The following is a 13,687-nucleotide window of genomic DNA, read 5'->3' as shown; positions in this document are numbered from 1 at the left end:
TAAAGAGTGCTAATTTTCATGCAGACAGAAGCTTTCAGTGAGCTTTTTCCTTTATTTAAGGGAGCCAACCCAGAAACTTTGGAATGGCTCCTCTCTGTTGCAGTCAAACATGAGTATCCCTCAGACAGAGTAGTCTTAATGGAAGATGCTTGGGGTAATGCTGTTTATTTCCTGGTATCAGGCTGGGTCAAAGTCAGACGCAGGTTATCAGGGGACAACTCAGTTGCACTCGCTATTCTAGGGAGAGGAGATTTTTTTGGTGAAATGGCCATTCTAGATGAATCACCCCGCTCAAATGATGTTGTTGCCCTATCTCCAGTTCGTTTGATTAGTATTTCTGCTCAAAGATTTATTCAAACTCTCTTCAAAGACCCTCAGTTACATCACCGAATGCTCCAACTGATGGTTAAGCGTCTTAGGCAGACAAACGTTCGTTATCAACTGCGTCATAGACCTCCAGCAGTAAAACTTGCTAATACATTAGTAGAATTAGCGGAAAATTACGGTCAGACTACGGAAAAAACCTGTGAAATATTTAATATTTCTGACCAAGATTTAGCTGATGTAACAGATATCACAATTGAAGAAACTAGCAAAATTATGACTAAATTAGATACTAAGGGTTGGATTAGTAGAGACCCGGAACATCAGTTAATCCACTTACTTAATCTTAAACATTTAATGCATTTAGCTAGTCAGTAAACTAGGTTAATGATTTTTGATACAGTAATATTTTTGACAAGAAGTAAAAAATTAATTAAATTATAGCTATTTTTGTCGAAAAATTTACATTAAGAACTGATATATGCTCCGGTTTAATAATGGATAATTGATAATGGATAATTGATAATTACCTCTCCCTAAAACGGATTGGATTGAATAAAAGGAAAATTTTTTCTTGTTTCTCCACGGTGAGTGAGAGGCTTTATACCTTGATTTTTCGGTAATTAGTTATACTATTGCTTAGGAGTCAGGAGTCAGGAGTCAGAATTAAGGAGAAATAAAGAATTTGAATAGTATGAATTTTTCAATTTAGTATTCAATAGAAAACTTGTATGAAGAGGAAGTAATTTTACGATTACTATATAACCGGATTTTATATGAGATTAATATTATCTTAAAAAGAGAAATAAAATATATATACTTAAGTCACAATCAAATAGTTCATATCAAAAATAAATAACTATGACTGAAGCTAGAATAGTACCCCTCAGTCCCACAATTACAACGCCAGCAATTCAATATAAAGTATCTATGCCTCATCCAGAATCTCATCTGTTTGAGGTTAGTTTGTCTGTTAAAATTGAACAATTAACTTCCTCTTTATTACAAACTTCTAAAAAACTGGATTTAAAAATGCCAGTATGGACGCCAGGTTCTTACTTAGTTAGAGAATATGCTAAACATTTGCAAGATTTCTGTGCCTATAGTGAAAATGAACGACCTTTACCTTGGCAAAAACTGAGCAAAAATCATTGGCAAATAGAAACTTTGGGAGTTTCGGAAGTAATAGTTCAATACAGGATATTTGCTAATGAATTAACAGTTCGCACTAATCATTTAGATTCTACACATGGTTATTTTAATGGGGCAGCTTTGTTCTTTTATATTCCTGAATGTGAGAAAAATCCGATTAGGATAAAAGTTATTCCACCTAAATATGATTGGCAAGTAACCACATCTTTACCAAAGATTCCAGACACAGAAAATACCTTTGAAGCAGAAGATTTTGATACTTTAGTAGATAGTCCTTTTGAGATAGGTAGTCATCAATTATATCCATTTGAAGTACAAGGCAAAAAACATCAATTAGCTATTTGGGGTAAAGGTAATGCAGAACCAGAAAAACTAATTCCTGATATACAAAAAATTATTGAAGTAGAAGCAGATTTTTTTGGTGGTTTACCTTATGAAGAATATTTATTTCTGCTGCATATATCTGGAAAAGGTTTTGGTGGTTTAGAACATAAGTTTAGTTGTACTTTAAATTATCCGAGATTCGGTTTTAGGAATAAGGAAAAACGCGATCGCTTTATGCAGTTAGTTGCCCATGAATTTTTCCATTTATGGAATGTTAAGCGTATTCGACCTAAAGAATTAGAAGTTTTTGATTATCAACAGGAAAATTACACTCCTTCTCTCTGGTTTTCTGAAGGTACAACCAGTTATTATGACTTATTAATTCCTTTAAGAGCTGGTATTTATGATCTGAAAACTTTCTTAAAAGGATTAGGAAAAGAAATTACACTATTCCTAACAACAATAGGACGAAAAGTACAACCAGTAAGTGAGTCTAGTTTCGATGCTTGGATTAAATTATATCGTCGGGATGCTAATAGTAATAACTGTCAGATTTCTTATTATTTAAAGGGAGCAATGATATCTTTATTTCTTGATTTGTTAATCCGAGAAAAATATGAAAATCAATACTCACTGGATGATGTGATGCGCAAAATGTGGGATAAGTTTGGTAAGTCAGAAATAGGTTTTACTCCTGAACAATTAAAAGGTGTAATTGAAGAGGTGGCAGAATTAGATTTGGATGAATTCTTTGAGAGTTATATTGATGGTGTAGATGAGTTGCCTTTTGATGAATATCTTAGACATTTTGGCCTACGACTGAAAAAAGAAGATAATGAATGGCCTGATTTAGGTATGAATGTTGTTAGTGAGAATAACAAAGAAATAATTAAATTTGTTCAATATCAGGGGCCAGCACAGTTGGCTGGATTAAATGCAGGAGATGAGTTACTAGCAATAGATGGTTTTCGGGTAAATGCAGATAAGTTGAGCGATCGCCTGAAAGATTATCAACCAGGGGATGTTTTGGAAGTAACAGTTTTCCATCAAGATGAACTTATTACTCATCAAGTAACTTTGGCTCACCCTAGTCCCAGTCGTTACCAAGTTGTACCAGTGAAAAACCCTACGACAAAACAACAAGAAAATTTTGCTGGGTGGTTGGGAGTTTCATTAGAGTCTTTTTGATTAATGCACTACTATATTTTTCTTTGTTCCTTCTCATTTCAAAAGGTAGTAGAGAGTAGCTTACAAGGGTAAGTTTTTTACCTTTGGTGTAAAAGAAGTTTGGTGAGTGTGGGGAGACGGGGAAGTTGAGGGTATTTTTGTTGAAATTTTATACTGAATAAAAGTGGTTACTCATCCCTTTGTTAAAAATTTACCCCTATAAAGTAGTAAAGTAGGGAGTAGGGAAAACTCTTGCTCTTTATTTAATTTTCCTGTATAGCAAAATCTAGCTGTTCCCTAATTACAAAAAAATTTATATGGTGGTACATAGTAATAGTATAGGAAGTGTGGGAGGTTTAGGAAGTGGGGTAAGTGTGGGAAAAAAATATATATTCTCACGCCTTAGCGAGCAGGAGAACCAAAAGTTAATGTAGCAGTATTTTTTGAAACTTGTATCATCGGAAATATTTAAAAATTATCAACGATTGGATGATAACTATTAGCTTGATGATAGGTTAAAAGTTGAGCTATGAATAGCCAATAATTGAGGAAAAATCTATGGCAGTACAACCACCTCCACCCCCATCTATTACTCCACGTCAGATGAATTTGTTGCGGATTGTTGCTTATATGGCATGGTCGGATGGACAACTGGCGCAAGAGGAAGTCGATCTAATGTTGAAGCGCTTTAGTAGTTTATTTGCTACAGGAGATTCCCAACAACAACTTCAAGAGGAATTACGGGATTATCTCATGCAAAATATACCATTGGAGGAATCAATTCCCAAATTAGAAAGCGAACAAGAAAGAGAACTTGTACTAAAATTAGGTTATGAAGTAATTGCTTGTAGCGCTCGTACTCCTGATGAGCCAAATATTAATGAAGAGGAAGAAGTTGCTTATCAAAAATTAAAGCAGTTGCTTAATCTTTCACAGGATGTAGTAGAGCGTATAGAAACTGAGGCAAATACTGAAATTAATCAGCAAGAGGGAATAGTCGATATGATGACTCGTGGTCTACAGCAATTTATGCAAAATTAAATTGATTGATGGCAAATACAGTAACTTATTTATTGTTGCTTTTTTGACTAAAAAAATCAGGTCAATAGCTTTCCCTTGGATAGGGGATAATAAAGAATATTCGATTCAGCATTAATAGCTTCCCTATTCCATACAGGTAATGATAACTGTTAACTGATAACTGAAATGACCCTCTTTTACTTTTTTCAAATCAGAAAGTAATTGAGGGTTTATATTTTTATTGGATTTATATTTGATACTAAATTCGGTTTAGACAGAAACAATAGACTTGTCGCTTTATAAGGTAAAGTAAAAGTTAATAGGGTATTTGAGATGGGACAATGTTAGATATTAATCGGGTGCTAAAAGAAGACCGCCTATTAAGGTCATTGACTGGACGTGCGCCGTAAGGCATTCGATGAATTATTACAAGCTTTTTGTGTCCAACTTGAGTTGGAAGCGATACGGCTGGACTCTGGAATTTCTACCTGATGGCAGCATAATTTAATCAGTGAAAGCCAGAATTTTCCCATTTCATTTTCAGGTTTTATTTCGCGACAAGTCTAATATTTATGAACATAAACACCTTAAATTTATCAGAGGGTTCTCCTTTTTATCAAATCGTCCTACCGTCTATTGAGATAAACTTTATAGTACAATACAGTTCAGTTAAGGATTTTTTGAAGAGAGAAGAAGGAAAGTACATGAGTCTATAGATCAATATAGTTTACTTAAAGGAATTTTTTTGTAGTTATGTAATCTGAATAACTACTACAATTGTTCCATACCTTATGAGTGTTGGTCTGATCTAAACCGTATTTATTTATACTATCTATTTATATCAAATCCGCTTGCTTCGGACTGTTATAAGAAACCGGGTTTATGGGAGGTCGATATTAATATTTTAGGGGATTTGATACAAACCCGGTTTCTATGATTTCTATGCTTTTTTATACCGATACTACCGGATTTGATATTATGTAGCATTTCTCAAGTTTAGTGAGGTGAACTTGTGTTTATTATTTTCTCTTTTGAGTTAAGCTATTTCCTAAAACTTGCTGTTTTATCAAGATAAAAATGATAAGTATTTCAAAAATGTTTTTCTTGATATCAAAAAAATATCTGTCTTTCTTTATTATTGAAAATAAAATTTAATCTTCCGGCTTGAATTCTCGGATAATTAAAAATACAAAGACAGCTAAATTAAGTATAAAAATAGTCAATCTGATGAGAGAAAAATCATGTATTAATTCTTTGAATTCTAAAGGCAATGGTATCGCAACTAATCCTACAAAAAGAATCTTAGACCAGAATTTTTCATACCACAAACCAACCAAAGCAATAATTATCAAACTGCCATAAACTGCTGTAGAACGAGCCACCAACTTTAGACTAGGAATATCAGCATTTAGAATTGGCTTTAAGATTAATTCTATTGTCTTAAACTCCCCATTAATCAAATTAATTTCAGCCCAATTTACGAGGGTATCAAAATTTCTCCAGCTCCAGGCAGAAATTAAAGAAATTATCAACATGACAGTCGCAATAATTCCCTTATATAAAATAATGAATTTTAGACTGGTACGTTCTGGAGATTGAGTTTCCATAAAATTTCAAACTAAACAATTGAAAATTCTTGAAAATTTGAACACTAAATAAGGAGAGAGAAATTTCTCTCCCATTGAACAGAAAAATTGTAAGTATTGAGCTATTAGCAGTCATATCTCAACTTTTCCTGGGTCGTGCTGCTCAAAAAGATCCCTGAAAGTAATAACTTACTAAGTTTAACTGATGACCTTTTTCGTGTCGGACCTTTAATTCTCCTTGGAGACTAATTCCTTCTTCTAGCTGATGGCTGTTTTTGGCTGTCGCCGATATGAAACGCTGCGCCACATGTTTGCGGAGCATTCCCTATACGAAAAAACGCAGTTGCGACCCAGGAGGCTAGCTGACGGCTGAATGCTTATGAAAAATTTAACCTTATTTTTGAGCAATCATACCTGTTTGACGAGCATAAGCAAAAAGACCTCCAGCATCAATCACTGGTCTTACTTCTCCCAAAGATTTCAACTGATAAGTCTTACCAAGAGTATGATTAATTATTTGATTTTCTTCAAAATCAATAGTAACTTCCTGACCAGTTTCAAATAACTCACACAGGCGATCGCTAGATTCCCAAGGATATAGTTCTCCAGTCGCAGAACAATTACGGAAAAATATACGAGCATAAGATTGAGCCACTACTGCTTGAACACCAGAAGCACCTAGAGCAATAGGTGCGTGTTCCCGTGAAGAACCACAACCAAAATTTTCTCCACCCACAATAATTGGATATTGAGTTTTCATTTTTCCTGGTTCAATAAACTTACCGTAGCGGTCAGGCAAACCACACAAAGCATAACTTCCTAGCTTATCATATTCATCTGGTTTTGAAGGAACCAATGTTAGATACTCGGCGGGAATAATTTGGTCAGTATCTATATTGTCATCTAATACAAAGATTTTGCCACTTAGGGATTTGGCCATAGTTAATTTCCTGTTTTCCCTCTAATGCTGTCGCAAATTCTAGCATAAGACTTTTGACACTCCCATTGTCATCCTATAGAACCCCTGAATTGATCTTAAAATTATAGATTGAGAGTAGGGGAGTAGGGGAGTAGGGGAGTAGGGGAGTGTGGAGAGATGGGGAGATGGGGTGTATTAGATATCTCCAAAAATCCCATCAGCAAATCAATTCTTACCCATTTTTTATCAATTAATTCTCCTGATAACCTATTTTCTGGAGATACGCTTAGGGCTTCTATAAGACAAGTCAGAAGGCAGATAGGGGAGCCATCAAATTCGCGACTTACAGAAGTTAGAAGTAATCCCTGACTGAGTTTGACAAAAAAATTAGGTCTAGCTTCTTCTTGGAAAAAGGATCAAAAAAATCAACTTCAGGATTTTCTTGTCGGGTGCTTCAACAGGAGGTACTCAAATGAGTATTTATAAATCTTCTAACTTAATTTGCCTAATGCTATAGTTTTAGAGTTTCTTTAAAGTTTTGCTACAAAAAACTGTATGACAGGAAATTAGATATCTCTTCTTTTTCCCCTGCTAAATTTCTCTATTCTTGATAATTAGCTAGTCAGCGGTTCTATTGCGTATGTCGCAATAGGAATTTTTACTTAGTATTATCGGCAAAATTGTGTAGCAATACTATAAAGAAATAATCTTGAGTTTCTTTAAAGCATTGCTACAAAAAACTGTATGACAGGAAATTAGATATCTCTTCTTTTCCCGCTGCTACATTTCTCTATTCTTGATAATTAGCTAGTCAGCGGTTCTATTGCGTATATCGCAATAGAAATTTTTACTTAGTATTATCGGCGAAATTGTGTAGCAATACTATAAAGAAATAATCTTGAGACAGACTAAGAATTATATTCAATATTTGGGAACTATTAAATCAATACTATTAACTATCAATGGCCAATCAAACTAATGATATATTTACGCAAGCACGTCGGGGTAGCGTAGCAGCAATCATTCAAATTCTGAATGAACAGCTAGCTACATTAGATGTAAGAATTAGAGCTATATTTTCTGATGGTGTTTTGCAAGTTTTATGTGAAGCACCCCAAGTTCAACAGTTAGAAAAGTCTAATATTGTAGAAGAAGTTAAACAGACCCTTGAAGAAATTTCACCTCGTAATATTCAGCAAGTAAAAATCAATAGTAGAATTATCCAAGAACAAAAATTACTTTGGTTAGAGGATGTTACTAGAGATCCGGAAAATCAATTACTTTGGTCTCAAGAAATTACTTTGACTAAACCAAATATTTTCAAACAAATAGCAAATAATTTGCAGACAAATAAGCCTAAACCAACTAAAATACCTCTTTCTAAAACTGTTTATTCTACGGGAATGCCAAAGCAAAATCAATTCCAACCTGATGTAATAGGCATTTTTTTTCTGAGTATGCTGATGCTAACTTTAGGTATTCAAGTTAATAGATGGTTCAACCACTCCGAGATAGATAAAATAACAGCTTCAGAAAATACACTTTCCCAGTCTCCATCTCCTACTAATAAAAAATCTGTAGAAGATACTCAAACTAAGTCAAAAGCAGCTTTTACTCAAGCAGTGCGACTTGCTCAAAAAGCTGTTGCTGATGGTAAAATAGCTCAGTCTCAAGAAGAGTGGGTGGCGATCGCCAAGACATGGCAACAAGCAGCAGAACTAATGACCTCTGTTTCACCTAGTTATTCACGGTATGATGTGGCCGTGAATAGAGCTGAACTTTATCAAAAAAATAGTGAAATTGCCAAAAAAGAGGCAGAGAAAAGAGAAGAAAAAGAAAGTTAAAAATCAAAAGTCAAAAGTCAAAAGTTAAGATTTTAGACGTCTCAAACTCCAAAGGAAAAGTTAAAAGTTAAAGGTCAAAAGTCAAATTTTAGAGGTTTTCAAGGCCAACCGAGAGGTTTCAAACCCGTGAAAACTGATAAATGATAACTGAATTTACCTTGTACATCATTTGCCCGAAATATCTTGTAACTGATAACTTGATATCTCCTTGACAACTGACAACTGACAACTGATAAATTTTAACTTTTATAGCAGTCGAAGCAAAGGGGGCGGAGAGTTATAAATCCTAAAACCCTTTGATAGTATGCTGTTCCCTATTCCCTATTCCCTATTCCCTATTCCCTAGCGCGTAGCGCTATAACTGATCACTGAAATACTATGCTCACTAAAAAAGCTTCTAAGCCCCTTCGTTGGCAACGCACCCAATATTCTCCCCTGACCAGACAAATAGATGTTTTTAGTGCCGCCGGAAAATTTTTTTTGTTTTTATGGTGGGATAATCTACTTCAAAATAAATCTCCCTCTATAAGAAAACGACGTGCTCAGTGGTTAGTGAAGACTATGCTAAATTTAGGTCCAACTTTCATTAAAATAGGTCAATCTCTATCTACACGAGCTGATATATTACCCAAGGAATATGTAGAGGAGCTAGGAAAATTACAAGACCAAGTGCCTCCTTTTGAGACTACAGAGGCGATCGGTATTGTTGAGTCGGAACTTGGTAACTCTCTTTATTCTCTGTATCGAGATTTTCAGGAACGCCCTATTGCTGCAGCGAGTCTTGGACAAGTACATAAAGCTAATTTACAAACGGGTGAGGAAGTTGTAGTTAAAATACAACGTCCTGGATTAAAACCTTTATTTGACTTAGACGTGAAAGCTGTTAAAAATGTTATCCGTTTCTGTCAAAAATATTTTGCTTGGGCTAAGAGGTATGATTTAGATGCTATTTATTATGATTTTTTTACCATTCTTTATCAAGAAATTGACTATGTGAATGAGGGGAAAAATGCTGACCGTTTTCGGGAAAATTTTAAAGGATATCCTGAAATAATAGTACCTCGTGTTTATTGGACTCACACTACAGAAAAAGTTATAACTCTTGAGTATTTACCGGGAATCAAAATTAACGATAGGGTGCGAATAGAAGCTTGTAATCTTAATCCAAAGCAGATTAATCAAATAGGAGTTTGTTGTTATTTAAAGCAGTTATTATTGGATGGTTTTTTTCAAGCTGACCCTCATCCAGGAAATTTAGCAGTTAGTTTAGATGGTGAAGTAATTTTTTATGATTTTGGCATGATGGCTGAGGTAAAGTCTTTGACTAAAGACCAAATGATTAAAACATTTTTTGCTGTCTTAAGAAAAGATGTTGACCAGGTGTTGAATACTTTAGTTACTATTGGTTTAATTGAACCAATGCCGGATATGATGCCTGTCAAAAGATTGGTTAATTTTTTATTGGAAAATTTCACTGATAAACCTGTAGATTTTTATAATTTTGATGAGGTAAAGGAAGAAATTTATTTATTATTTGAGCAACAACCATTTCGTCTACCTTCTCAAATGACTTTTATTCTTAAATCATTAACTACTCTAGATGGTATTGCTAGAGAACTTGACCCTGAGTATAGTTTAGTTAGTTGTTCTCAACCTTTTGTCAAAAGTTTAACTGTTGCTCAAGGTAGAAGTAGGATGGTAGGTGAACTGGCAAAACAGACAAGAGATTTTATTAAATATAAGTTACAACAACCTAGTAAAAGTGAAATTTTAATCCAACAACTAGAAACAAAAATTGAGGATGGGGAAATTCAATTTCGGGTACGTTCTATTGAAAACGATCGGTTATTAAAACGGATTAATTTGGCTTTAAAAACTTTGATTTTTTCTTGTATAACTGGTTTTACTTTTCTATCAGGTTCTGTTTTATTGACGGGGGGTTATATAGAAGGTGCAATTATTGTTTTTGCCTTATCAGCGTTGGGATTGATATTAATGTTCAAGTCAGGGCTTCAGTTATCTGTTAGAGAAAAATTAGATAAAATGGCAGAGAAGTAAAATGGTAGAAAAGTAAATTGGCTTTTTCAGTTTGTTTAAAGTAGCTTGGGTTGAGGAATGAAACCAAACATTAGAGCTGTATATAGTAATAAGCTTCTTACTCCCAAATAGCACCAAACAGTTAATCTATATTGCTTACTTTTGTGGTGGCGATAGTTACTAAATCTATAGAAAAGTATTCCTTGACTTAGTTTTAATTAAGTGTTACCTTAACGGGGTGAACTACAACACCCTCTATCCCATTGCTAAAAGCGTTTGGGACTGCTTTTCGTATCGGTGTTTAAACTTCCATTGACATCAGCATTGTATTTGACACCATTTTTGTTGCTTTATAAAGTCCTCTTTTCACTCGTTTACCGCTAAATCCGTGTTTGACACCTTTTTGATAAACTGGTAAGTCGTCCCAGTCTAAAAAACTAGCAATTGAAGTATAACTTTCTTCATCAATTATGACTTTGATTCCTACTAATTTGGCTTTGTACTTTAGTTGTTAAATTAACTTAAAAAAAGGAATTTGAACAAAATTTTGATTGTTTTTTTTGCCAAGATTTATGCCTTGTTTCCAGTTAGGATTATTTCCTATTACTAAAACTCCTATGTGATATTCGATCAGATGATTAATAATATATCTGCTAGTCTTATGCAAATAATCATCAATCTTTAAATTTCTTTTTGTCGATAATCTTTTGATTCGATTACTACTTTTAGTCTCCTTTAATTCTGACTGTAGTTTTCCCTTTTTCTTGTTATAGAATTGATTAATTGATTTGACTGGTCTGCCGTTAATAATTTTGTGATTAAAGCCCATATTCCGCAGGACAAAATGTAGTGCATTACAGATGGGAAAACTTGAGTAAGTATTTAGGACTTGCTGATTAAATCCCAAAGATAAAGGTATTAGCCTTTTTTAGCTTGAAAAAAGTACCTGGTTTTCGGCTCTTCATGCACGGTTCCCGAAAAATCAAAAAGTTAGCATGAAAGGCAGACAAGATTTGATATCTCCACACTTCCTACACTTTTCACCCTGACTATTCCCTACTCCCTACCTCACCAAAAAGACTTTCCAAAAGCAAACCCTATTTAGACTTATGACTAAATTAACTCAAACGTTATAGATAATGATAAGATCCAAGACGTTCATATAGTTTTCTTGACTTATAAGTAGAAATGTCTCCAGAACAATTTTTATCATCCAGTGTTTGGCGTACCAGAATGAAGACTTACTTTAAACTTATGGATGTGGATAAAAATGGGGTTTTAACTCTCTCCGACTTTGAAGAAATTGCAAATCGTTTAATTCAACTTCAAAATGATTCTTCAAAGAATGAAGAAATTCGCGATATGTGTCATTCTCTATTTCAGTATTTCATTGCTGGAGGGGAACCAGTTGATAGTAATACTCGAATTACCGAAGAAGATTTGATTGCTAAAGTTGCAAAGACTGTATCCTTGATTGAATCACCAGATAAAATACTGGAAGTAGCCAGACGTAAAAACGAAATTTTCTTCGATATCATTGACACCGATCATTCTGGGCAAATATCTCGTGAAGAGTACCGAAAGTACCTAGCAGTATACACTGGCTCACAACAGCCTGACCATGCTGACCAAGCTTTTGATAGTATTGACTTAGATAAGTCAGGTTCCATCAGTCGAGAGGAATTTGTCGAAGCTCACAGACTCTACTGGTTTGAAATTGGGGATGATAAAGACAATTCTCCCCTTCCCTATGGAGTATTAGTAGATTCATAGAACTTTAGTAATGATAAACAAGTAGCAGTTTTGGTCGGAATATTTCTCAAGGAAAGAAGTTATACCGACCTACCTAACTATCTCCATAGAACTACTAAAGTATTTTGTCAAATATTATTTTGACCAAGAAATAAGGTCTCAAGTCTCCTCTTTCAAGGGGATAAAAAAGGAAATTTCGGATTTCAAACCTCCAACTTTAGCAGGAGATAATAATAACTGATAACTGATAACTGATAACTGAAATGACTTCTGTTAGTTGGAAGTGCTGATAGTAAATGATAGTAATAGCAAAAAGTTACCAATATTTTTTATATTACTAATTTCCTCTTTGCCTCAAAGAAATACTTGCTTAATTTTCTCTATACTACTTTCAGAGGTTTAATTATTAATGAATAAGCAAGATATAATTGAACAATTATCTCTAGTTAAACATATCGAAGGAGGTTATTTTAAAGAAACCTACCGTTCCGATCTAACTATAAATACTGACAGAGAGGGAGGTGAAAGAAAGTTACTTACTTCCATTTATTATATGCTCACTGATGACTGCCCAATTAACTACTTCAATAAGAATAAATCAGATATTATTCATTATTTTCACGCTGGTTCTCCCATAACTTATTTAACTGTTGACCCAGAGGGAAAATTGTCAAAATTCAAACTTGGCTTTGATGTTACTCAAGGTCACACTCCTCAACTATTAGTACAAGGAGGTTGTTGGAAAACAGCAATACTTGAAGAGGGTGAATTTAGTTTACTTGGGGAAGCTGTTGCTCCAGGATTTGAATACATAGATATGGAAATGGCTAAACCTGATTCTTTTAAGGCTAGTTTTCCGAATTTGTGGGATGAACTATCACCTTATATCAAACAGTAAATTTGAATTTCTGCTAATTTGAAATTTGTTAAACCTAGGGGAAGTTTGTTCTACTTAGTAGGTTTGTCGAAAGGTTGTCTGATTCTTTTCAATTTCTGAAAAAATCAAGACAAAAATTACCAGTAGGTTGAGCTTCACTACCTCGTAAAACCCAGGTTACTAAACTACAATCACAAAACATTTCATTTTCTCAAGCTCTAAAAAATTTCCCCGGTGGAAAGGAAAATGAGGTTGCATCCTCAAATAAACTCTGATACAATTATGTTACTTGTGCTTACTCGCCCATGCGCTAGACTTTTTATTCAACGCAAAAAATATTAAAGTAGAAAGAAAAAAATAAGCGCGATCGCCAGGAGGAAACAAAAGGAAATCCTCTCAGATACCCAAATAGTCATTACGGAAAAATCAAGGTATAAAGCCTTTCCTGTTAAGGAGAAAAAAGTGCTAGGATATTTCCTTTATTAATTATCAATTATCAATTAATGAATAAGTCCTTTAGTTAATCCATAGAAATGTGCCAACCCTACCTCTATATGATGAGAACAGAAAAATTAATCATTCACAGGCACAAATTTTCATTTTCTAAAGCTCTAAAAAATTGCCCGCGCCAAGAGGAAAAAAAGCTTGCATCCTCAAATAAACTCTGATACAATTATGTTATTTG

The 13,687-nt window shown here is 34.1% G+C and carries 10 protein-coding genes; 7 read left to right on the top strand and 3 right to left on the bottom strand.

Annotated features, from left to right (window positions below; genetic code table 11):
* Nucleotides 1–18 precede the first annotated feature (18 nt).
* The 3 genes from ACP6PK_RS06085 (at nucleotide 19) to ACP6PK_RS06075 (ending at nucleotide 4,008) form a co-directional block, all read left to right on the top strand.
* On the top strand, nucleotides 19–702 hold the full coding sequence (locus ACP6PK_RS06085) for a Crp/Fnr family transcriptional regulator (RefSeq protein ID WP_426558697.1): 684 nt from the start codon (nucleotides 19–21) through the stop codon (nucleotides 700–702).
* 483 nt (nucleotides 703–1,185) lie between these two features.
* Nucleotides 1,186–2,988, top strand: coding sequence for a M61 family metallopeptidase (locus tag ACP6PK_RS06080; RefSeq protein ID WP_426558635.1), 1,803 nt, complete (start codon nucleotides 1,186–1,188; stop codon nucleotides 2,986–2,988).
* A gap of 537 nt (nucleotides 2,989–3,525) precedes the next feature.
* Nucleotides 3,526–4,008 carry a tellurite resistance TerB family protein gene (locus ACP6PK_RS06075; protein WP_094673036.1) on the top strand — a complete coding sequence of 161 codons (483 nt, stop codon included), beginning with the start codon at nucleotides 3,526–3,528 and terminating at the stop codon, nucleotides 4,006–4,008.
* A gap of 1,130 nt (nucleotides 4,009–5,138) precedes the next feature.
* Here the strand turns inward: ACP6PK_RS06075 and ACP6PK_RS06070 are convergent.
* Together ACP6PK_RS06070 and ACP6PK_RS06065 are read right to left on the bottom strand one after the other, a co-directional pair.
* Nucleotides 5,139–5,594, bottom strand: a complete 456-nt coding sequence (locus ACP6PK_RS06070; protein ID WP_426558633.1) for a DUF2127 domain-containing protein — start codon at nucleotides 5,592–5,594, stop codon at nucleotides 5,139–5,141.
* A 373-nt stretch (nucleotides 5,595–5,967) separates the two neighbouring features.
* On the bottom strand, nucleotides 5,968–6,513 hold the full coding sequence (locus tag ACP6PK_RS06065) for a LeuD/DmdB family oxidoreductase small subunit (RefSeq protein WP_426558631.1): 546 nt from the start codon (nucleotides 6,511–6,513) through the stop codon (nucleotides 5,968–5,970).
* A 941-nt stretch (nucleotides 6,514–7,454) separates the two neighbouring features.
* Here ACP6PK_RS06065 and ACP6PK_RS06060 point away from each other — a divergent pair.
* Both ACP6PK_RS06060 and ACP6PK_RS06055 read left to right on the top strand, forming a co-directional pair.
* On the top strand, nucleotides 7,455–8,336 hold the full coding sequence (locus ACP6PK_RS06060) for a hypothetical protein (RefSeq protein WP_426558629.1): 882 nt from the start codon (nucleotides 7,455–7,457) through the stop codon (nucleotides 8,334–8,336).
* 378 nt (nucleotides 8,337–8,714) lie between these two features.
* Entirely contained in the window at nucleotides 8,715–10,394 is a 1,680-nt protein-coding gene (locus ACP6PK_RS06055) for an ABC1 kinase family protein (protein ID WP_426558627.1), read from the top strand.
* Between the two features lie 490 nt (nucleotides 10,395–10,884).
* Here ACP6PK_RS06055 and ACP6PK_RS06050 read toward each other — a convergent pair whose 3' ends face one another.
* Nucleotides 10,885–11,202, bottom strand: a complete 318-nt coding sequence (locus tag ACP6PK_RS06050; RefSeq protein ID WP_426558625.1) for a transposase — start codon at nucleotides 11,200–11,202, stop codon at nucleotides 10,885–10,887.
* 359 nt (nucleotides 11,203–11,561) lie between these two features.
* Here ACP6PK_RS06050 and ACP6PK_RS06045 point away from each other — a divergent pair, with 359 nt between their 5' ends.
* Both ACP6PK_RS06045 and ACP6PK_RS06040 read left to right on the top strand, forming a co-directional pair.
* Nucleotides 11,562–12,146 (top strand): EF-hand domain-containing protein, encoded by a 585-nt coding sequence (locus ACP6PK_RS06045; RefSeq protein ID WP_426558623.1) that lies wholly within the window; start codon nucleotides 11,562–11,564, stop codon nucleotides 12,144–12,146.
* A gap of 388 nt (nucleotides 12,147–12,534) precedes the next feature.
* Nucleotides 12,535–13,023 (top strand): cupin domain-containing protein, encoded by a 489-nt coding sequence (locus ACP6PK_RS06040; RefSeq protein ID WP_426558621.1) that lies wholly within the window; start codon nucleotides 12,535–12,537, stop codon nucleotides 13,021–13,023.
* Nucleotides 13,024–13,687 lie beyond the last annotated feature (664 nt).

It is taken from the genome of Dapis hubbardiae BLCC-M172, assembly GCF_050016015.1.
Taxonomy (GTDB): domain Bacteria; phylum Cyanobacteriota; class Cyanobacteriia; order Cyanobacteriales; family Microcoleaceae; genus Trichodesmium.
The sequence above is the reverse complement of the archived record's forward strand: the minus strand, read 5'-3'. Positions and strand labels throughout refer to the sequence as shown.

Bases quoted from the DNA above. Each gene is read 5' to 3' on its own strand.
- ACP6PK_RS06050 (WP_426558625.1), bottom strand. From the start codon at position 11,202: ATGGGCTTTAATCACAAAATTATTAACGGCAGACCAGTCAAATCAATT.
- ACP6PK_RS06080 (WP_426558635.1), top strand. From the start codon at position 1,186: ATGACTGAAGCTAGAATAGTACCCCTCAGTCCCACAATTACAACGCCA.
- ACP6PK_RS06040 (WP_426558621.1), top strand. From the start codon at position 12,535: ATGAATAAGCAAGATATAATTGAACAATTATCTCTAGTTAAACATATC.
- ACP6PK_RS06045 (WP_426558623.1), top strand. From the start codon at position 11,562: ATGTCTCCAGAACAATTTTTATCATCCAGTGTTTGGCGTACCAGAATG.
- ACP6PK_RS06060 (WP_426558629.1), top strand. From the start codon at position 7,455: ATGGCCAATCAAACTAATGATATATTTACGCAAGCACGTCGGGGTAGC.
- ACP6PK_RS06065 (WP_426558631.1), bottom strand. From the start codon at position 6,513: ATGGCCAAATCCCTAAGTGGCAAAATCTTTGTATTAGATGACAATATA.
- ACP6PK_RS06075 (WP_094673036.1), top strand. From the start codon at position 3,526: ATGGCAGTACAACCACCTCCACCCCCATCTATTACTCCACGTCAGATG.
- ACP6PK_RS06055 (WP_426558627.1), top strand. From the start codon at position 8,715: ATGCTCACTAAAAAAGCTTCTAAGCCCCTTCGTTGGCAACGCACCCAA.
- ACP6PK_RS06085 (WP_426558697.1), top strand. From the start codon at position 19: ATGCAGACAGAAGCTTTCAGTGAGCTTTTTCCTTTATTTAAGGGAGCC.
- ACP6PK_RS06070 (WP_426558633.1), bottom strand. From the start codon at position 5,594: ATGGAAACTCAATCTCCAGAACGTACCAGTCTAAAATTCATTATTTTA.